Annotated in this window: 14 protein-coding genes; 2 read left to right on the top strand and 12 right to left on the bottom strand. The window is 34.2% G+C overall.

Annotated elements, in window-relative coordinates; all coding sequences use genetic code 11:
* Positions 1 to 31 precede the first annotated feature (31 nt).
* From K7G76_RS03115 to msrB, 4 genes are read right to left on the bottom strand one after another with little or no spacing between them, the layout of a single operon-like run.
* On the bottom strand, positions 32 to 1,597 hold the full coding sequence (locus K7G76_RS03115; RefSeq protein WP_223032742.1) for a protein adenylyltransferase SelO: 1,566 nt from the start codon (positions 1,595 to 1,597) through the stop codon (positions 32 to 34).
* Positions 1,587 to 1,835: a glutaredoxin family protein gene (locus K7G76_RS03110; protein ID WP_255572907.1), complete on the bottom strand. Its 249-nt coding sequence runs from the start codon at positions 1,833 to 1,835 to the stop codon at positions 1,587 to 1,589. Before K7G76_RS03110 ends, K7G76_RS03115 begins: the two co-directional genes overlap by 11 nt.
* Positions 1,832 to 2,374, bottom strand: coding sequence for a peptide-methionine (S)-S-oxide reductase MsrA (gene msrA / locus K7G76_RS03105; RefSeq protein WP_223032741.1), 543 nt, complete (start codon positions 2,372 to 2,374; stop codon positions 1,832 to 1,834). Before msrA ends, K7G76_RS03110 begins: the two co-directional genes overlap by 4 nt.
* The gene (gene msrB, locus K7G76_RS03100) at positions 2,364 to 2,825 is read right to left on the bottom strand and encodes a peptide-methionine (R)-S-oxide reductase MsrB (protein ID WP_223032740.1); all 462 of its coding nucleotides are present in this window, start codon (positions 2,823 to 2,825) and stop codon (positions 2,364 to 2,366) included. The genes msrA and msrB overlap by 11 nt, the downstream gene beginning before the upstream one ends.
* A gap of 172 nt (positions 2,826 to 2,997) precedes the next feature.
* On the opposite strand from msrB, the gene K7G76_RS03095 reads away from it, so the two are divergent.
* Positions 2,998 to 6,252 (top strand): T9SS type B sorting domain-containing protein, encoded by a 3,255-nt coding sequence (locus tag K7G76_RS03095; protein WP_223032739.1) that lies wholly within the window; start codon positions 2,998 to 3,000, stop codon positions 6,250 to 6,252.
* 103 nt (positions 6,253 to 6,355) lie between these two features.
* Complete coding sequence (locus K7G76_RS03090) at positions 6,356 to 7,549, top strand: Pycsar system effector family protein (RefSeq protein WP_223032738.1); 1,194 nt, start codon at positions 6,356 to 6,358, stop codon at positions 7,547 to 7,549.
* Here K7G76_RS03090 and K7G76_RS03085 read toward each other — a convergent pair.
* The 8 genes from K7G76_RS03085 to K7G76_RS03050 form a co-directional block, all read right to left on the bottom strand.
* Entirely contained in the window at positions 7,546 to 9,921 is a 2,376-nt protein-coding gene (locus K7G76_RS03085) for a GAF domain-containing protein (protein WP_223032737.1), read from the bottom strand. The genes K7G76_RS03090 and K7G76_RS03085 overlap by 4 nt on opposite strands.
* A 141-nt stretch (positions 9,922 to 10,062) precedes the next feature.
* Positions 10,063 to 11,499 (bottom strand): alpha-amylase family glycosyl hydrolase, encoded by a 1,437-nt coding sequence (locus tag K7G76_RS03080; protein ID WP_223032736.1) that lies wholly within the window; start codon positions 11,497 to 11,499, stop codon positions 10,063 to 10,065.
* 2 nt (positions 11,500 to 11,501) lie between these two features.
* Entirely contained in the window at positions 11,502 to 14,990 is a 3,489-nt protein-coding gene (locus K7G76_RS03075) for a TIM-barrel domain-containing protein (RefSeq protein ID WP_369412172.1), read from the bottom strand.
* Positions 14,991 to 15,075: 85 nt separating this feature from the next.
* The gene (locus tag K7G76_RS03070; protein WP_223032735.1) at positions 15,076 to 17,019 is read right to left on the bottom strand and encodes a glycoside hydrolase family 13 protein; all 1,944 of its coding nucleotides are present in this window, start codon (positions 17,017 to 17,019) and stop codon (positions 15,076 to 15,078) included.
* Positions 17,020 to 17,022: 3 nt separating this feature from the next.
* A complete protein-coding gene (locus K7G76_RS03065) occupies positions 17,023 to 19,329 on the bottom strand; it encodes a glycoside hydrolase family 65 protein (RefSeq protein ID WP_223032734.1) in 2,307 nt (768 codons plus the stop codon).
* A 52-nt stretch (positions 19,330 to 19,381) separates the two neighbouring features.
* On the bottom strand, positions 19,382 to 20,038 hold the full coding sequence (gene pgmB / locus K7G76_RS03060) for a beta-phosphoglucomutase (protein ID WP_223032733.1): 657 nt from the start codon (positions 20,036 to 20,038) through the stop codon (positions 19,382 to 19,384).
* Positions 20,039 to 20,041: 3 nt separating this feature from the next.
* Positions 20,042 to 21,415 (bottom strand): MFS transporter, encoded by a 1,374-nt coding sequence (locus K7G76_RS03055; protein ID WP_223032732.1) that lies wholly within the window; start codon positions 21,413 to 21,415, stop codon positions 20,042 to 20,044.
* Positions 21,416 to 21,546: 131 nt separating this feature from the next.
* Positions 21,547 to 22,587 (bottom strand): LacI family DNA-binding transcriptional regulator, encoded by a 1,041-nt coding sequence (locus K7G76_RS03050; RefSeq protein WP_223032731.1) that lies wholly within the window; start codon positions 22,585 to 22,587, stop codon positions 21,547 to 21,549.
* Between the last annotated feature and the right edge of the window lie 37 nt (positions 22,588 to 22,624).

Genomic DNA, 22,624 nt, shown 5'->3' with positions numbered 1-22,624 from the left:
AATAAATCAAAGGTAATGTTTTTGAATACTTTTATGAACTACAAGATAACATTGAACATCCTACTTTATGTCTTGCCCATTCCGGACGCTTTGCAAACCATTTTTCGTTTTGAGGTTGTTCATCATAAGGTTTTTTAAGTAGTTGATAGAGCTCATCAATTAAATGATAATCGCCTTTATTAGCGTCATCAATAGCCAATTGTGCCATATAATTTCGAAGCACATACTTTGGATTTACAGTATTCATTTGCTTCTTCCTATCGTCATCTGATCTATTCTCTTTTTGAAGCCTAATTTTATAGGATTTCATCCAATTAGTCCAAGTTTGTCTAACTACATCTGATATTTCATTAGGTTTATAGAAGGCTTCCTCAATGGCTTTTAAACTGTTATCAGTATCTTCTTCTTTTCTAAAATTGGCAAGATTTCTAAAAAATATAGTCATATCAGTCTCTGAAAGTTGCAAGGCATCCTCTAAATCCTCAATTAATTTTTCATCACTTTTAAGTTGTAGCTCCAAACCTAGTTTTGATCGCATCATGTCTAAAGACTTTATCTCAAAATCCGTTTTGTAAGCATTCAAAATACTTTCTAAAGGTTCAGTTTCTTCTATTAGAGGATATAAGGCATTCGCCAATTGATATAAATTCCAAAGTCCTATATTAGGCTGGTTTCCGTAACGATAGCGTTTATGTTGCCTGTCTGTTGTATTGGGTGTCCATCCGTAATCGAACCCTTCCAACCAACCATAAGGACCGTAATCTATTGTCAATCCTAAAATAGACATATTATCTGTATTCATAACTCCGTGTACAAAGCCAACACGCTGCCAGTGAATTATCATAGATAACGTAAGTTGCATGACCTCATTGAAAAAGCTGATATAAGTTTCTTTTGAAGGCTGTCCTAAATGTGGGAAATGGTGTTTTATGGTAAAATTAAGTAAAGCTTTTAACGTTTCCACATCTTGTCTTGCAGTGAAAATCTCATAATTACCAAATCTTAAAAACGATGGTGCCACTCGACAAACAATAGCACCTTTTTCATAAGCTGCATTCCCATCGTACATTACATCACGCAATACTTGGTCACCTGTCAATGCCAAGGATAACGCTCGAGTTGTTGGGACGCCCAAATGGTACATAGCCTCGCTACACAAGTATTCACGAATGGACGACCGTAAAACGGCAAGGCCATCCGCAGAACGTGAGTAAGGTGTTTCTCCTGCGCCTTTTAATTGTAAAACCCAAGAGGTATTATTGCTTTCAATTTCGCCTAGATTAATCGCGCGACCATCTCCAAGTTGCCCTGCCCAATGTCCAAATTGATGTCCTCCATAACACATAGCATAAGGTGTTGTGCCTTCAACAACCATATTGCCTGAAAATACATTTAAAAACGCTTTTGACTTCGTGTAGCCTTCATCTAAACCTAGTGTATTTGTCAAATCTGATGAGACATGAATCAATTCAGGGTTTGACGTTTTTTGAGGTCCAACATAAGAATAGCAAGCATTAAAAACCTGTCGTCTTGAATTTTCTAAATTTTTATCGGCTGGTAATTCGTCTGTAAAAGTATTTTTTAATTTAAGCGTCATTTAGTTTGTTTATCCATTTATCAAGTTCATTGTCTTTAGGATTGCGCAGTTTCTTTTCGCCCAATAACAAAGTTGGAAAATTGAGTTTTCGATTTTTATACAAGTTACACAATTCTTCAGCATAAACCGCATTCTCTATAACATCAAGAAACACGTAATCCAAATTACGTGTTTCTAAAAATGTTTTATAATAGTCTGATTTATGGCACTGTTTAGAGCCATATAATTTTATTGTCATAATTTTAATTTATCGGCATGAAGCTTTCGAAGTTTAGCCAATTTTGGCGTAATAACAAAATTGCAATAGCCCTGCTCTTGATTATTTCTGTAATAATCTTGGTGTTCCTTTTCAGCTTCATAAAAAACATCCAAAGGTGCCATTTGAGTTACAATTGGGCTTTCGTAATAAGCCTGCACTTGCTTTACTACTTTCTCTGCAATTACCTTCTGCGCTTCATCATGATAAAAAATTACTGAACGATATTGCGTACCTCTGTCTGCACCTTGACGATTAAGCGTGGTTGGATCATGGGTTGTCATGAAAATCACGAGAATATCTTCAAAAGAAATAATATTGGCATCAAACGTAATTTGTATCACTTCGGCATGACCTGTCAATCCTGAACAAATTTCACGATAGGTTGGATACCCTGGAACATTGCCTCCTGAATATCCTGAAATAATGTTTTCAACACCATTAACCTCTTGAAAAACGGCTTCAGTACACCAAAAACAGCCACCTCCCAAAGTAGCCTGTTGCAAATTTTTAGTTGCCATTGGTTACCTCCTTGTTTAAAATCATAGATTCAGAATTAATGCAATAACGTAATCCACTTGGCTCGGGACCATCAGGAAATACATGACCTAAATGGGCATCACAAGTATTGCACATAACCTCAACACGAACCATCCCAAAAGATGAATCCTTTTCATATTTGATCGCATTTTTATCAATAGGTTGTGTAAAGCTTGGCCAACCTGTTCCTGAACTAAATTTAATGGTTGAATCAAACAAAGGTGTGTCACAACAAACACAATTGTATTTGCCTTCATCATAAATACTACAGAGTGCGCCACTATTTGGTGGTTCCGTACCTTTTTGTCTTGTAATTCTAAATTGTTCCGGAGTTAGTAAATCTCTCCATTCATCTTCTGATTTCTCAACACGCTTGTCTGGAATGGGGCTTCCATTAACGGTGAAACTGATAACATCTTTCCATGTTAACATAAAATTTTCCTTTCTTTTTAATTCAATTAAAATACTATTTATTCATGACTAATTATGTCGGAATATGAGTAAAAACCTTACTTCTTTTATGAATTCCACAAGCAAATCTGTAAATTACAATTATATTGTATCTTTGAGATAAGCTGAATGAATTAATAGTCAGATAATTGCTATGAGGAACAACAAGATCAAACTACATTGGTTTTGGATTTTCGTGTTGATTTTGAACACAACGTTTGGTTATGCTCAACTTTCTGATTTTAATTTAGAAGTAACCGCAACCCCTGAAACCTGTATTGGTAATGGTGCTTTAAACATGTCTGTATCAAATACTGAGCCTGGTGCCACAATACTTTATCAGCTATTTTTACTCCCAGATTTAGACAACCCAATTTCTGAAACCACTGCAAATTCATTTATAAACTTATTGTCTGGTGATTATCGTGTAGTCGCCATTCAAATTTTAAATGGTGAGGAGAATTCAGAGTTTGTAGATATAACCATTGAAGATTTAACTACTGAATTAGATTTTGACATATCACATGAAAGTGTTGCTAATTGCGATTTAACCTCTACAATAATAGTTAATATAATAGAAGGCAATGCAGTATCGTATGAAATTATTTCCGGACCAGTAACAGTACCTCCCCAAGAATCGAATGAATTTAACAATGTGCCCCAAGGCACATATATAATTCGCGTTTTTGATGAATGTGGCAATGCTGTTTCAAAATCATACACCATGTTTTTATCTGCTAATGACATTCAGGTGTTTCCTACTCAAACCCCAGACATACTTGACTCTTGCGACACTATTACAATAACCAATTTTATTGGCTCTCCATCTGGAGCTCCTCTATCATACCCTTTAGTTATTACCTATACCATAACACCTCCTAACGGTGGCCCTGCGCAGACTATAATTGTAAACGTACCAAGCGAATCGCCTGAAGGGTTTGATATTACTCAAAACATTCCTTTATTCGGTAATGATATTTTTGATATTTCTATTTCAGTCACTGACGCTTGTGACAACACATTTGAAACAAGCAACACCATAGACCCCAATCCTTTTGTTGAAATTGTAGCAACACCCGCAAATTGTGGCCAAGTTTTTTCGGTTAATGTTCGTAGGTTTAATCCACCCTTTACCTTAAATTTTACAGAATCGCCAGCAGACTTTAATCCTTCTGATTTTAATAGTGATTATCCAGGTCCTTATTCTAGTTCTCCTATTAATTTTGGCTTACCTACAACAGAGGTTCCTACTGGAAATTATACAGTTAGCGTTACCGACTCATGTGGCAGAACCAGCGAAGCTTCATTAGAAATAACAGATCCTGATATTGAACCTGTTGTTGATGCTGGTAACAATGGTTGCGAATCTAACTTTGGATATGCAAATATTACCATTCCTGATAGAATTATTGAATATGCCGAAATAACGATAGCTCCTAGCAACTATCCTAATAGCTTACCAGACGAGGTCACCAATTTTGTAACTAATAGCTTTCTAAATCTTACAGACTTACCAGTAGGAGCATACACTATATTTTTAATTGATGATTGCGGTGATGAGTACACTATTGATTTTAACGTGCCTGAATTTGTATTTAAAGACCTACGAATTTTTACTACCGAAAATTGTTTAACCGAAACAGGTTCATTACGAATAGATAGTGACAATGGCGATATTACTTCAGTAGTCATTACATCTGCTCCTGGAGAATACGAAAACAGCCTACCAGATGATGTAAGCGAAAATATTAGAAACCAAGGATTCTATTTTCAGAATTATTTGCCTATTGGAAATTATACTATAAACCTGACTGACGAGTGTGGCTTTAACTATACGGTTAATGTGGACATTTTTGACTATAACCCTACACCTTTCGCCTATAGTATAAACCGTAATTGCGGCTCCTTTGATTTGACAATTGATGATTCTGACGATTCTGTAACAGCAATTACTTATTGGTTTCAAAAATTTTACCCTAGTTCTAATTCTTGGGGACATCCATTTACAGGTTCGCTCTATACAGAAGGTGAAACCCCAAATAGCAGTAATTCTATAGAAATGCAAAACATGGAAACCTTGTTCAATATTTTTGAAACAGGAGAGTTTCGTGTCATAAAAGTCTTTTTAGCATATAATAGCAATACCACAGAATACTGTTTAGATATTATGGCGCCTTTTGAAGTTACATCTCAACTTGTCATTTCAGGAATTTATAATTTAAATTGTGATGGCGGAACCGGCCCTTCTGATATTATTTTAGATGTAATTGGAGTAGAGCCTTATAATTTTAGTATTACCTCTCCCTTCTTTTTAGATAACGGCAGCAACAATGTTTTTACTGGATTGCCTTTTGGAACCTATGAGATTCGTGTAGAGGATTCTTGTGGTAGTATAGAAACAGCAACTGTTAATTTAGAAAATTTACTTCCTTTGGTTCGTGTAAACACACCCGACAGCATGCTATCTTGCCGAGATGATGGTATAGAAACAGATGCTTTTAACCTTACCAATCAAAACAGTCAAATTTTAGGGAACCAAGATCCAAATGACTATACTATTACTTACCATATAAGTCCGCAGGATGCTAATACCGGAGACAATCCATTACCTGAACCTTACACAAATGTTTCAAATCCACAAACTATTTATGCTAGAGTAGTCCATAATAGCTTGAATGTATGTTTTGGCTCAACTTCGTTTCAAATATTCATAGGCACATCTCCTGAACTATCTGATGACGAGACCGTATTTATATGTAAAAATGACACTCTTGTACTTTCTGCTGACCCTGGTTATACACAATATGAATGGTCTACTGCCGAGACAACTTCTTCAATTGTTGTTAATCAACCAGGCACTTACTCAGTAACAGTTAGCAATGAATATGATAACTTAACCTGTTCTTCAATACAAACATTTACAGTAATTTCTTCAGATGTTGCCACAATAAATAATATTGAAATAGAAGATTGGACCTATAATGATAACAGCATTACAGTTTCAGCAAGTGGTATTGGTGATTACGTATATTCTATAGACGGTATAAACTATCAAGACAGCAATGCCTTTTTCAATTTAGAACCTGGTGAATACACCGTTTATGTAATGGATTTAAATGGTTGCGGGATTATTTCCGAAACAGTTTTCATCTTAAACTACCCTAAATTTTTTACTCCAAACAATGATGGCGACAATGATGTTTGGCGTATTCAGTATTCTGATTTTGAACCTTGTATTCTAATAAACATTTTTGACAGATACGGAAAATTTATCACAAATTTAGATTATAATGATTATGGATGGGATGGAACACTCAATGGGTTTCCTATGCCCACAAATGACTATTGGTTTACAGTTACAAGAGCCAATGGTATAATATACAAAGGTCATTTTACATTAAAACGCTAATAATCTTGAAAGGTTTATTTCTTTATTCGACATATTCGAAAGTGGAAATTATTTCAATCTAATTCCTAATATTTTGTAATTTGGAACTTTAAAAAAGCATCTTATGACGGATAACATAATAGAGAAAACAGAAGCATTTGTTTTTGATTTATTTAAAAACCAATTAGCCCCAACATTTCTCTATCATAATTTAACACACACTAAACGTGTTTTAAAAAGCCTGAACGAGCTTATAGAACATTCTAATTTAAATGACACTGAAATTAAAGTGTTACGTTTAGCTGCTTTACTACATGACACCGGGTATACAAAGGGCCATATTAATCATGAAGAAGAAAGCGTGAAAATTGCCACAGAATTTCTACAAAAAGAAGGTGTGCCAGACAATGTTATTTCACAAGTTTCAGATTGTATAATGGCAACAAAATTTGATGAAGAACCTAAAAACACTTTTAGCAAAATAATTCGTGATGCTGATTCTTCTCATTTTGGCAAAGACTATTTTGATGAAGCTAGTGAGTTTTTAAGAAAAGAACTTGAATTACATGATATTAAAGTTTACTCGCCAAATGCTTGGTTAAAAGAAAACATTGAAGTGTTATCTAAAAAACATAAGTTTTACACAGATTATGCCCTTAAAAACTGGGAGCCCGTTAAAGCTGAAAATTTGGCCAAACTCATTAAAAGAAGAAAAAAGAACAAAAAGAAAATTAATATTGAAAAATTAAAGGCTAAATATAAAGCTCAATACCGAAGTGAAAACCCAGATCGTGGTATACAAACCTTTTATCGTGTAGCCTTAAGAAACCACATAAAACTCAGTGATATTGCAGATACAAAAGCCAATATTTTATTATCTGTTAATGCTATTATTATTTCACTGGTATTATCAAACTTAATTTCCAAACTAGATAATCCATCAAATGCCTATCTTATTGTACCTACTATAATATTTTTGGTTTTTAGTGTAATTGCTATGGTCTTATCAATTGTTGCAACTCGACCAAATGTAACACGAGGTGAGTTTACAAAAGAAGATGTTGAACAACAACGTGTAAATCTTACTTTTTTCGGTAATTTTCATAAAATGAAACTCGAAGAATTTGAGTGGGCAATTGATGAATTGCTTAAGGATAAAAATTATGTTTATAGTTCGCTAACTAAAGACTTATATTTTCTTGGCAAAGTACTGGACAGAAAGTACCGCATATTAAGATTAACTTATACAGTATTTATGATTGGTATAATAATATCGGTAATTGCCTTTGGTATTGCATTTTTCTTTTCAGGTATTTAGGCTTTAATAGCCTCCATTAGGTCATCATAGGTATAATAGCTTTTATCTGTTTGTCCTTTTGAATACAAAATACTTACACGAATTGCTTTAAGACCAGTAACTGCTTGAAGGTCTTGAAGCTCAACTATTTCAATATCTGTATCGAGCATTTGTTTAGATTGTAAAAACTTGATGTAACGTAAATATTCTATTTCATCTTGCTTATGTGAATACACAATTGTGATTTTACCTTTTTGGGTAACACGTTCTTTTGTCCCTTTAATAAAGGCTTTATCAACACGTTTTTTTACTATTTCGTAGCGCGCATTATAAGTTCCATCTACATCAAATTGTTTTTCATCCATTCTAAAACTAATGGACATTGGCCTGTTAAACACCAAAATCATAGAAGCAACATCCAACGAAACCGGCAAGTTATGTCGCATTTGATAATAATCATTCTCCATTTCGCACATAGCTTGAAGCTGCCATAATCTTAAATTATAAAGATAAATTTCATTAAACGTATCTTCTTTAGTAATGGATTGCCCAATGTACATATTGTGCTCTACACCATCTGTTTTATAACGCTCAAAAAAGTGTGGATACATCAATTGCGCATCTGTTTGCTTATTATCTAATAATGCAGCCATTTTTTCGTTAATACTTGTTATAGTATTATCAAAATCTTTACGGTGTTCATAGACTTCATTCATGGTTCGGTCGATATGCAAATAGTAATTGCTTATAGCTAATTGAACGGTTTCCTGCTCTTTTAAATGGTCCAATAGTGGGTTAATATCCTGATTAAAGAAATTTTGTATTATCTGTTCACTATCAACTTGAAAATTTTCTTCTAGTTTTAATGAATACTCATCTATCTGGTAAATAAACTGATCATATATAGGCAACTGCTCTAATGCTTTGGCTTTTTCCAAAACCACTCTAGCCAATTTTAGTTGTTCCAATAAATCTAATTTAGTCGCTTCATTTCTAGCATCAGAAGAACCTTGAATATCTATTTGTCCGTATAATGGGTAGACGTTATGAAAACTAATTTTTTTAAATACGGCCTTTTCGCCGCTCAACTCATTTTTAATAAATCGCTTGGCTTCTTCTTCAAACCGCCAAAGCACACTATCATGAATTGAGGTACACTCTTTTTGAATAATGGCCTTAATTAAATTAGCTTCTTCATCTTTGGAACGCTCAACGGCCGCAACAATATAAGGCATAACATCTACTAGCTTGTTGGCTATAATACTATTTAAAACTTTTGGTTTATGAGAAACGAGCTCTAAAATTCCCATTAACCCATCTTCATTTGCTATTGGTGCAAAAATGGCACTCTTTATATTTTGGTCGTGAAGTGATTTTATTTGTGGCGCCTCCCCTTTGGTTCTTTCATTAAATTTTTCAACATCAGATATTGACAAAAATTGTTTTTCTTTTAAAAGCTTGCTATAAGACAATCTGCATAATGCGCTTTTACAGGATTCACTTTCCTTTTTATTCAAAAGATAGCTAGTCATACCAGAACCATAAACCCGTTCAAACACATCTTCTCGAGCATTGTAAACCGAGAATCCTACCTTGAGATCTTTAAGACCCAACAACGACCTAAAAATCTCGTGAAAATCAATCATGAAATTTTCGTCGCTACGCTTATCTTGACCTATTAATGTTGACTTAATGTTTGAAATAGACTGATCATCAGTAACATCAAAAATATTAGAAATCACAAAGCCTTTGAAAGTATAGCTGCCTGGTGGAAACTTTTCTTTCCACAGATCGATGTTTTCAAAATTATCAAGCAGTTCATAATAGTCACTTTCTGTAATAACAGGTGCGTTTTTATCTCTTATTATATCAATAAAATCTGCATTATATAAAATTTTATAATACCTCAATACACCATTACTATCAGGTATTTCATAATAAAGAGGGCGTTTAAAATTTAATGTATAACCATAACTAAAATTCAAAATAGCCGTACATGCAAAAATATACATATCGTTTTCAGGCATATTTTTCATTTTCAAGTCAAAACCTTTACCAGCTGTTTCTATAATTTTTTTAAACCGATCAGATGAATTAAATACTACATCATGAAACGGGATAGACGCCGTTTTAATCTCATTAAGAGTAAGTATTGGACTGAAAGCATCTTTTAGTATAACTTCTATTTCAGATTCGTATTTTTTAAGAAGAGAGATATCTAAAAACCCATCGCGAAGAATTGGATTTTCTTCAACCAAACTTAAAACACGCTTGGCTTGAGAAGCATATATGCTATTCTCACTTTTAGCAAGATCTTCATACTGCTTTAAATACTTATCAAAGCTGATAAGAAATTTAAATGGGGCTTCAATATTAGTATTGATATCACTCATAAGATTACAATTATCGGTACAAATTTACAAATAATTAAGTTTGTCGGAATTATATGGTATTTCTAACATGGCCTTACATATAAAAAGCCTTAACAAAATTGTTAAGGCTTTTGGGTGGTTGCTACTCGATTTCTAAAAACATTATTTTACCAATAACTTATAAGCCCAAGGCCCTAATTCCATTACTGAATTCCCATCGACTTGAGAATTATTCATATAGTCAGTATAGATTCCTTCTTGGGATAAATTGATTTCTTGTTTCTCGTTTGAAAAATTTCCAACATAAATAACTTCTTTACCTTCTTTACTTCTTTTAAAGGCTAAAATATTTTCATTACCAGAATTAATTCTTTCATAATCAGCGGCATTTTTACCGCCATGTAATGCAGGGTTAGAATTTTTAAGTTCACCTAATTTCTCCAAAACTGGCCACACTTTACCTTTTGTTTTTGGAATGGAATCTTTTTCAAAGAACTTTAATTGGTGACTTAAATCATACTCTTGCCCTGAATAAATAAGCGGCATGCCTGGAATAGCATAACTCAAAGCTAAAACAGATTCAGAAGCATCACCATAACGATCGGCAACTATTCCATTCCATGAGTTTTCATCGTGGTTGGTTACAAAATTCATAATGATATCATCACTTTCATAAGCAGTCGCAATGTAATCCATCAACTTATAAAATTCTTCAACTGGCTTATGCCCTTTTGTAATATCTTTCATGAGGTGGTGAAATTTCCAACCATACTCCATTTCAAATAAATCTGAACCTTTCATAAATTTTGGGTCGTCATTCTCACCAAGCATAAACATTGCTCTTTCTGTACGCAATTTGGTTATAGCTCTTTTCCAGAAATCTACAGGAGTTGGCTCGATATGATCACATCTAAAACCATCAACTTTTTCTTCTTTTACCCAATATAGCATGTCTTCTATCATTTCATTTTGCATATCCATATTGGTATAATCCAATTGAGCAACATCGCCCCAACCTTTTGAAGTACCATCTGGATTTAACGGATCTGTAATTTCACCTTTATCATTTTTTACATAGTACTCTGGATGATCCTTTATCCAAACATGATCCCAGCCTGTGTGATTAGGCACCCAATCTAAAATCACATAAATGCCATTATCGTGGGCGGTTTTAACTAACTCTCTAAAATCATTGATATCTCCAAATTCAGGATTAACTTTTGTATAATCTGACACCGCGTAATAGCTCCCTAACATTTTAGCACGTTCTGCTTCATCTTCAATTAAGTCGGCAAAATCACCTCCAGTTGCTTTTCTTTTGGTATGTGAAATCGGGTTAATTGGCATAAGCCAGATAACTTTCACTCCTAATTCCTTTAACTGCGGAATATCTTTAGTGAAAGCATCAAAAGTACCTTCTTCTGAATACTGACGAATATTGGCTTCGTAAATAACCGCTGTTTCCAAAACATCATCATTTATAGGCTGGATTTGTGCTACTTCTTCAGTTGTGGTTTCTTCAACTATTGATGTTTCTTTTTCTTTTTTGCATGAAACCAAACTTAATATGGCTATTAAAAGAATTGCTGTTTTTTTCATAGTTAGTTTTTAAAATTAATTTTTATTTCTGTCTCTTTTGCTGTATTCCAACTCACTGGAATAGTTACTTGTTTAGTATTTATACTATAATTGTATTGGCTTTTTTTGCCATTTATTTTTATGCTTTTAGGCTCACGTTCTATATTGCGAACAATAAGATTAATCTCTTTTGTATTCGTTGAATAATTAGTTCCTGTTTCGGCTTCCAACTCAATTTCTAAACTGTTTTTATCTATTTCAGCTTCAAATTCCAATAATTCATACATGCCTTTTTCATAAGCGTTTCTTGTTAAGCCATCATCATTATAAACTTCTCGCGCACTCTCTGTTACTGATACATCATGGTAGTAATGTAATTCGAAAGTATTTAGGTTATAATCGTCCGTTGTTTGAACCAGATTTGCCATTGGTATAAAAGCACCTGCTCTTACAAAAGTTGGAATTGAAGAAATAGTAGTAGCAACAGTTTTAGTTTGTCCACCTTCAACTTTTTCATCAGTATAGAAATCGAACCAGACATTACCTTTTGGGAAATAGACTTCTTGTTCTGTAACATCAGGATTTACAATTGGCGACACTAAAAAATCATTTCCCCATAAATAGGCTTTAGCACTAACTAACTGATTTTTATTTTCTGGTTCTTCAAAAAACAATGGTCGCATAAACGGTGTTCCTTTTTGATTGTTTTCAAAAGCCAAGGTATAATTGTACGGCAATAATTTATATCGTAATTCTATGGCTTGTTTAGCTAATTTTTTAGTCTTTTCTTCTCTAAAAACAGGCTCACTTGGTACTTCTTCTTGAGCATGAGGTCTGTATATTGGCTGAAAAACGCCATACTGTAACCAACGTGTGTAGAGTTCATCATCTAAATTAGCACCTGCAAATCCGCCTAAATCAGAATGCATATAAGCAAGGCCTTGCATAGCCATTTGCATGGCAATTTCTGTTTGACTTTGTAAACCGCCCCAAGTTCTATTGACATCACCAGACCAAGGAATAAGCCCAAAACGCTGTGAACCTGATGAACCTGAACGCATCAAAATAAATGGCCTTTGGTCAGGGAATTCATTTTTATAGCCTTCATAAACTAATTTAGCCCAATCATGACCATACGTATTATGAACCTCATCAGCAGTTCCTGTTGCATGTTGTACCCAAGTTGGATGTACTTCGGGTTCGCCTAAATCTCCCCAAATGCCTTTCACACCCATTTCTGCAAGTTCTTTATAAATGTTCCAAAACCACTCTTTTCCTTCTGGTTTATACACATCAATTAAGCCTGTATTACCAAAATAAAAATCATATCGAGCAGGATTACCGATAGAATCTTTTGCTAAAACATTTTTCGCTACGGCATCATCCCAGCGCATCGATGTGGTTAACACAAAAGGTTCGGTAACCAAAACGGTTTTCACACCTTTATCTTCCAAATTTTTAATCATTTGTTTGGGATTTGGAAACGAATCTCTATAAAATTCCAAATTCCCCATGTGTCCTTGGATATCTTTTCCGAACCAATAGATGTCTATAATTACAGCATCTACAGGAATTTCTTCGTCTTTAAATTTGGCAATGGTTTCTTCTACTTCTTGTTGTGAATGATAGCCAAAGCGACTTGAAAAATTTCCAAAAGCCCAACGTGGTGGTAACGGTTGTTTTCCTGTTAAATTGGTGTAGTTATCTATTAAATCCAACCACGAATCTCCAGCAACTACTTGATACGTTTTCCTACCAGAAATGGTTTCATAAGTTAAGGTATTATCACTTCTACTGTCTAAATCCAAATAACCAATAGGTGCATTGTCAAAATGTAACATGTATTGGTTTGATGATATTACAATAGGCATGGTATAATTCATCAATTCACTTTCGGTTTCGTAACCATAATGCGCCTTATTGTATAGTTGTAGTCTGTGTCCGCGTCTATTCATTCCCAAGGCTCTGGCTCCGCCACCATAAAGTACTTCGTCGTTAGTTAGTTCGAAATCAAGGTTTTCAAAATCATCAGTTTTGTAGTAGCCATTTTTTTCTTCGGTTAGTTTTTCACCTTTATACCAATAGGAAATATTGAACGGTTTTTCTTGAACCACAACCTCAATTCCTTCAGAAAAAAAAGTTGCTTTACCTTTCTCTATGATTGGAATTAATTCAACTTTTTTTGGTTTTAAAACAATAGCATGTGAGTTTTCATTAAAAACTTCTCCTTTTGGCAGAAATGTGGTTTCAATAATATCTTGTGTATAATATTTAATTATGTATTGTCCATCACTTACATCAATATTTAATCCATAGTCTGTTTGACTCAAACTTAAAAACTCTCTTTCTTTAAGTTTTTCGGAAAATAGCCACGAAATGGTTTCTCCAAAATTTTCACGCCATAAGGTTTCGTTATGCTTCCCATCTGGAACAACTTTAGATTTTATATTTTCTGATGGAAAACCATTTTCGGTTAAAATGGAAACCATTTGGTTCATATCTTTTACTGTCTGGCTTATTTCATCAAAACGCACATTTTCACCTTCTTTACCGCCTGCTAAAAAATACATTTTGGTGTCTTGAAGATTTGCCTTTTCTTTTGAAAAAGTATTGACTTGTGGCGCAAACCAAAATGCAGGCGAATACACACCTATTTTTCCAAAAACATTAGGATATTTTAAGCCAGCATAATGCGAAATCAAACCACCCATAGAACTTCCTACAATAGCTGTATTTTCTTTATCTTTTAGGGTATTGTAATTGCTATCTATGTAAGGTTTTAAGGTGTTCACCAAAAAATCTAAATAGGCATCACCTTCGCCACCACCATATTTAGTATGAACCCAAGGCGAGTATTCGTCCAGACGTTTGTCGCCACCATTGTCAATACCAACTACAATTAACTTTAACTGTTTCTCTTTGAAAAGTTTGTTTAGTATTTCATCAACTTCCCATTCGTTTGAAAAAGACGAAGTTTTTTTATCAAACAAATTTTCACCATCGTGCATATACACCACAGGATAAGATTCCTTTGATGAGTGATAATCTGGCGGTAAATACACCCAAACACGACGTGTTCTGTTTAGTTGTGGCATCTCGAAATCTTCAGATAAAACGGTTACATTTTTTGCTGCTGTTGAAGGGTCTTCAGTTTTAAAATTGTTAGTCCAGCCTGCTATTTTAATTTTTACAGTATCATTAGGAACTTCAAAATTGTGGGTGCGGTTTTCCACACTTGTACCCTTAGTATCAGACTCTACTGAATCCCACGTACCTTGAGTAAATTTGAATAAAATTAAATTTTCTGATTTTGGCAATGTAATAGTGTATACGCCATCCTTTTCCTGAAGTTTATAGCTTTCATTTCCACCTGACCAACCTTCAAAGTTTCCTGAAATATAAATCCCTTTTTCGGCATCATGAATTTCCGGCAACTCTTCTATAATAAAAGTGACTTGTGCAAACGCAGATTGAAACAGGAATAAAAATAGTATATATAAGGGTTTTTTCATATTATTTTTTTTCATTGCGAAGAGCAAAGCGATGAAGCAATCTCATTCTTGTTAAGAGATTCCTCGACTTCGCTAGGAATGACAGTTATTTTGTTTTAGTAGTCAATAGCGTTACTCCTTTTTTGTTAAAAGCGATAGCATCTTCCCAAAGGAATTTTTTGCCTGTTATAACATTCTTTAACTCTTTCCCATCAAGACCAATTTCAGCATAACGCTTTAGGTCTATTGTTATAGGTTCTTCATTTTTATTTAAAATTAGAACAACGGTTTCTCCTTCAATTATCCTAAATAAAAAATACGTTCCCAAAAATGGCGCAAAGTGAACAGTTTTTCCTTCATGTATGGCTTTACTATTTTTTCTATAATTAAGTACTGTACCTAAAAAAGACTGCATATCTTTTTGCTCATCTGTTAAACCATCTCCTGTAAATGCATTGATTGTATCACCTTGCCAGCCACCTGGAAAATCAGTTCGGATTAATCCGTGATCACCTGGTTTTTCAAAATCGTTCATGAGAATTTCCGTTCCGTAATAAATTTGTGGAGTACGTGGTAAGGTCAATACTGTGGCTAAAGCCATTTTGGTATTTGGTATATCTCCATTTAATTGGGTGAAGATTCGGCTCATATCATGGTTGTCTGGAAACAACATGATATCTTTTGGTGAGGCATAATGAAAGTCGTTAGCTAAACCATCATAAATTTTTATCAATCCTTTATCCCACGATTCGTTTTCGTTTAAGGCGTCAACAATGTTTTTCTGCATGGCAAAATCCATTGAAGATTTCAAATTGGAATCATAACCATCTCTATTGTTTGCGCCTTCTTGCCAATAGCCAATAAGTAACGGATTGTAACTCCATTCCTCACCAACTATTGAAAAATTAGGGTATTCGTTCATAATGGCTCCAGCCCAATCACTCATAAAACCTTTGTCTTGGTAAGGATATGTATCTTGCCTTATGCTTCCTAAATTTGCAGTTTCTATCCACCAAATGCTGTTTTGAATAATGTATTTTGCCATAAACGGATTGCGCTGATTTAAGTCTGGCATTTCAGCAACAAACCAGCCTTCGTTGTTTCCTTTTCTATCTGCTTCTGAAGCATAGATGTCTTGGTTGGTAGTACGTCTGTGATTAGAACCTATGTTAGTTTCCCAATTCCAGTTATCAATATTTTCCTCATAGTTTTTTTGGTTATTAACCCAATCATCAAATGGTAAATCTTTCATCCACCAATGTTCCAATCCGCAATGATTGGCTACTTGATCCATAATGAGTTTTATCCCTTTTTCTTTAGCTTTTTCTGATAATTCTAAATATTCTTCGAGCGTTCCAAAGCGTGGATCAATTTCGTAAAAATCGGTCATAGCATAACCATGATACGACCATCGAGGCATATCGTTTGTCAATAATGGGCAAGGCCAAATAGCTGTGAATCCCAAATCTGAAATATAATTCAGGTGATTCGTTACCCCTTCAATATCGCCACCATGTCTTGCATAGTCGTTAGTTCTATCTATTTCTTTTTCCATCAGATTTTCAAATGAATCATTTTCTGGATTTGCATTAGCAAAACGGTCTGGTGTAATGAGGTAAATAGCGTCTGAACTATTAAAACCAACAAAGTCTTCAGGCTTCTTACCTCTGCTTTTCAATTCGTAAGTATGTCTTTGCTCTTCATCATTTTCTGACTTAAAAACAATGTCAAACTTACCAGGCTTTGCAGTTTCTGAAACTATTAAGTCAATAAATAAATAGTTTGGACTTTTCGCTTTATGTACTTTATCTATTGTAACTCCTTGATAGGAAATCTCCGGCGAAGTATTACCTATATTATCATGATGAACCAACAATTGCAATGACTTATCCTTCATACCAACCCACCAGTTTGGTGGCTCAACACGATTTAATGATTCATTTGAAACAGCTACGTTTTCTTCCTGCTGAAAAGTCTCTTGTTTTTCTTGCTTACAAGTAAAAAAACTAATGGAGAGCAAAAGAATAAATATGGCTTTTACAACTTTCATAACTTATATAGTTACAGAATTATTTGGTGTTATAGTTATTGGATTGTTATTCACTAGAATTTTCAAATCTGTGCTTCCGTCAATTTCAAAATGGGTTTCATTTTGACACACATTCACTTTTACTATTTGATTTCTAAAGTTTATTTTAAAGGAATAGGCATCCCACTGTTTTGGAATTTTAGGATCAAAAGACAAGGTATTGTTCTTTACACGCATACCTCCAAACCCTTCAACTATACTCATCCAAGTTCCAGCCATAGAAGTTATATGTAGTCCTTCTTCAACTTCGTGATTATAATCGTCTAAATCTAATCTTGAAGTACGCAAATAAAATGTGTAAGCCTGATCCATACGGTCTAATTTAGCCGCTTGAATACTATGTACGCAAGGCGATAACGAACTTTCATGAACTGTAAACGGTTCATAAAAATCAAAATGCTTTTCCAGTTCTTCATTGGTAAAATGGTCTTCAAAGAAGTAAAAACCTTGCAGAACATCGGCTTGTTTAATATATGGTGAACGTAATATCCTGTCCCAAGACCATTTTTGATTGATAGGTCTTTGGGATTTATCCAAATCCTTAACGGTATTCAATTCCTTATCCAAAAAGCCATCTTGCTGTAAATAAACACCATATTCTTCTGAATAAGGAAAATGCATATTATCCGCTACTTGTTTCCATTCGGAAATTTCTGCTTCAGATAGTTTAACTTTATTTAAAATTCTTGTAAAGTCTGAATTATGATTTGCTTTGACAGTATTGATGGATTCAATAGCATAATCAATACACCATTTAGCTATGTAATTGGTGTACCAATTGTTATTGACATTGTTTTCATATTCATTAGGACCCGTTACTCCTAAAATAACATACTGATTTTTTGCTTTTGAAAAACTTGCTCTTTGGTGCCAAAATCTAGCTATTCCTATTAACACTTCCAAGCCTTTTTCAGGAATATAGGAATAGTCTCCCGTAAAGCGATGGTAGTTGTAAATGGCAAATGCTATGGCACCATTTCTATGGATTTCCTCAAAGGTTATTTCCCATTCGTTATGGCTTTCCTCACCATTCATAGTCACCATAGGGTAAAGTGCTGCGCCGTTTTTAAAGCCTAACTTCTGGGCATTTTCAATGGCTTTTTCTAAATGATTATAGCGGTATTCCAAAAGACTTCTTGCCACTTTTTGATCTTTGGTTGCCATATAGAATGGAATACAATAAGCCTCGGTATCCCAATAGGTGCTTCCTCCGTATTTTTCGCCAGTAAATCCCTTTGGACCAATATTTAACCTTGAGTCCTTACCTAAATAGGTTTGATTTAGCTGAAAGATATTAAAACGAATGCCTTGTTGTGCTTTAACATCACCACTAATGTTAATATCTGCCAAGTTCCAAATGTTTTCCCAGGCCGTTTTTTGATTTTCCAACAAGGTTTCAAAACCTATTTTTGTAGCTTTGTTTAAAACTGTTTTTGCCACAGAAATGAGCTCATTTTTGTCATGATTTCTATCAACCGTGTAACCTCCATATTTATTTATGGTATAAGTTTCCCCTTTTTTTACTTTATATTCATAACTAAACGAAGCAGAATTGGCATCGGCTGTTATGATAGGCTCAATTAAAACAGACTTGCCATCAATAAACAATTGAGATTCCATAAACGTACAGGTATAAAAGTGCGTTTTCATGGTTTTAGCATTGATAAAGGCTTGATGATTTTGGTGACTTACTTTAATTGTATCCCAAAACTTGTCCTCCCAATTGGTGTCTTCGTTATGAATATCGGCATCTATAAAAGGTTGAAAAGTTACAACTGCGTCACTATTTAACGGTGTAATTTGATAGTTGATAGCACCCAATTCGTCTAAATCCAAACTCAAAAAGCGTTTGGCTTCAACTTTGATTTGGACATCATTTTTTAAAGTAGTAGTAAAACTTCTTGAAAGCCAGCCTTCTTTCATATTTAACTCCCGTCTAAAATCCTTAACTTTTTTACAAGTAAATAAATCAAGTTTTTCTCCATTAATAATAACGTTTATGCCAATCCAACTTGGTGCATTCAAAACTTTTGCAAAGTACTCTGGGTATCCATTTTTCCACCAACCTACTCGGGTTTTATCAGGATAATAAACACCTGCAATATAACTACCTTGAAATGTAGCTCCAGAATAATGCTCTTCAAAATTAGCACGTTGCCCCATGGCTCCGTTACCAATGCTAAAAATACTTTCGGAAGCTTTAACATGTTCAGGATTGAAGCCTTCTTCTATTATTGACCACTCGTCTGGTTTTATATAATCTAAATTCATTCTATATTTTTATGAGAGGTTTTTGATTTTATAATCTAAAACCTCTAATATTTTACTTCTTTATTAATTCATTAAGGAAACTGTTTTCCATTTCTGTGAAATTCTTAAAGACATAATCTGCTTCATGAAGAATCTCTTGTTCACCTATTCCAATACTTACCATATTAGCCGCATTGGCCGCTTGAACTCCTGCAACGGAATCTTCAAAAACAATACAATGTTGTGGCTCTATTTCTAAAGCTTTAGCTGCCTTTAGAAACACTTCAGGATTTGGTTTTCCTTTTTCAACGTCATTACCATCCACAATGGCATTAAAATCTGATATCAAGTTTACTTTTTTCAATATGGTTCTAGCATTTTTACTAGCTGAACCCAATGCAATTCCCTGTTTATTTTGAATCAAATATTCCAGAACCCTATTAACATCTATAAGTATTTCTTCTTCATCCATTTTATTGATGTAAGTCAAATAATCATCATTTTTAATGGCCATTAATTTCATGAAGTCATCTTCAGAAATGGTTTTATTACCCCATTCTAATATTTTTTCCAATGATTTAATTCGGCTAACCCCTTTTAGTTGCTCGTTTTCTTTTTCAGTAAAACTCACACCTATACTTTCAGCAAGTTTTCGCCATGCTAAATAGTGATACTTTGCCGTATCAACAATAACACCATCTAAATCGAATATGAATCCTTTTTTATTCATTATTTATAGTTCTTCTGCTTGATAGGTTATGGCATTTTTATTCGTAATTAAAAGATTGCAAAGACCTGCAATCATCAAACTAATTCCAGCAACAGTCATGGCATTAATAGCTTCATCTCCTAGCAATCCTGACACGTAGTTAATTCCACCAAGAGCAGCTATAATTTGAGGAATTACAATAAACATGTTGAAAATTCCCATAATAACACCCATTTTCTTGGGATCTACAGAACTAGAAAGCATGGCATAAGGCATAGATAGAATACTTCCCCATGCAAAACCAATGAGTACAAAACAGTACTTTAAATTTTCTGGAGAGGTATAATTCATCAATAAAAACCCAAGACCTCCCAACATTAACGAAAACATGTGAACCAGTTTTCTATTGATTCGCCTTTTGGATGTATAAAAAGTTAGTAGTAATGCAAAAGCCATAGAAGACAAGCCGTATACACCCATTGCAGAACCTACAGCATTAGAAGATTCTTGAAAAGCTGTATTAGCTACATTAAATGCTTCCAGTTGGTCTGGCAAAGACATATCGTAAGCAGATTCGATAGGAGCTGGTGTTTTAAAAACATGCTCGGTTAAAGCCGGATTGGCTAAACTCCACATGGTAAAAAAAGCAAACCAGGAAAAAAATTGAATAACTCCTAGTTTTTTCATGGTTAAAGGCATACTGCCTATGTTGTTGAGTATATCTGGAATAAATTGATTTTTCTTTGCTTTTTCGCGTTCAAATTCTTCCATATCTTCTGGTGGATATTCAGAAGTTGTAAAGATGGTGTAAAGAATACTAGCCAAAAACACAAATCCACCAATGGCGAAAGCTACTTTTACAGACATGGGAACAACACCTGATTCTGCTGAATTACTGACACCCAACTGCGAAACCATCCACGGTAAATTACTGGCAACCCAAGTTCCAATTCCAATAATCAAAGTCTGAACCACGAATCCATAAGATCTTTGAGACTGCGGTAACTTGTCTGCAACCAAAGCCCTAAAAGGTTCCATAGAAACATTAATAGAAGCATCCAGAATCCATAAAAATCCTGCCGCCATCCATAATGCGGGAGAATGCGGTACGAAAAATAGAGCCAACGAACTTAATATGGCTCCAATTAAAAAATAAGGCCTGCGACGACCTAATCTATGGTGCCAAGTTCTATCGCTTAAATAGCCAATAATAGGCTGAACAAGCAAACCTGTTAGCGGTGCAGCAATCCACAAAAGGGGAATGGCATCTTTTTCTGCTCCAAGAGTTTGAAAAATTCGAGACATAAAGCCTCCTTGCAAGGCAAAACCAAATTGAATTCCAAGAAAACCGAAACTCATGTTCCAAATTTCCCAAAAACCAAGGGTGCGCTTTTTCATAATAGTATAGTTAAGTTAATACTATTTTGACAAGCTATTTTACTTATCAAAACTTAAGGTGAGAAGTGAAAATATAAGTTTTGATTCGGGTGTAAATATATAAAAGTTTTTAAAATTTGCTGTGTTAATTTTTATTTTGTTGATTCACGCTCAACTAATTCGGTTTCAATAACAACAGTTTGAAATTGCTCTTCTTCATCTTCATGTTCAAGCTTATGGATTAACAATTCTGCTGCTTTTTCACCTATTTTTTGACCATGTTGGCTCACAGTAGTAAGGCTGGGCGTTGCATGTTTAGACAACACCCCATCCGTAAAACCAATAACTTGGATATCGTTAGGTATATGCTTGCCAAACTTTCTAGCCACCTTCATTGCGGTAATGGCATACAATTCATTTACTGCAAAAACACCGTCTAATTTTTTATTACTTTTAAAGAGGTGTTCAATTTCACGCTCTAAGACATCAAGGTAATCTTCAGAAACAAGTTTATCATCTACTTTTAAAATCAAATCAGCTTCTGGGTGTATTTTATTTTCATCTAAAGCCTCTAAATATCCTTGAGTTCTCAATTTACCTACACTCACGTAGTCCTTTGTAGTTATTATGGCTATTTTTTTACAGCCATTTTCGACAAGTTTGTTTACAGCTTTTTTTGATCCTTGAACATCATCAACAATAACTTTGTCACATTTTATATCATTAATAACACGATCAAACATAACAATTGGCATCCCCTGGCTTATGGTCTCATTAAAATGATGGTAATCCTGTTGCAAGAGTGTTTCTTTAGAAATTGATAAAATAAATCCATCTATGCTACCATTAGCAAGCATTTCCATATTAATAACCTCCTTATCAAAAGATTCGTTAGACAATCCAACTATAACATTATAACCGTGCTTATTGGCAACCAGTTCGATACCTCTAATTACTTTTGAGAAAAAATGATGTACAATTTCAGGAATAATAATGCCAATGGTTTTGGTTTTTCTGTTCTTTAGGCTTAAGGCAATATTATTTGGCCTGTAATTATATAATTTGGCAAAGGCCTGAACTTTTTCTCTTGTGTCTTCACTAATTTCTTTGCTATTTCTTAAGGCTTTAGATACGGTAGAAATGGAAACATCCAACTCCTTAGAAATTTGCTTTAAAGTAACTTTACGCTTCATTTTTTATTAAAAAGATCTTTTGTATAAAGGTAGTATA

This window comes from Hanstruepera marina (assembly GCF_019880635.1).
In the GTDB taxonomy this organism is placed as follows: Bacteria; Bacteroidota; Bacteroidia; order Flavobacteriales; family Flavobacteriaceae; genus Hanstruepera; species Hanstruepera marina.
This window is presented reverse-complemented; position numbering and strand designations above follow the sequence as displayed.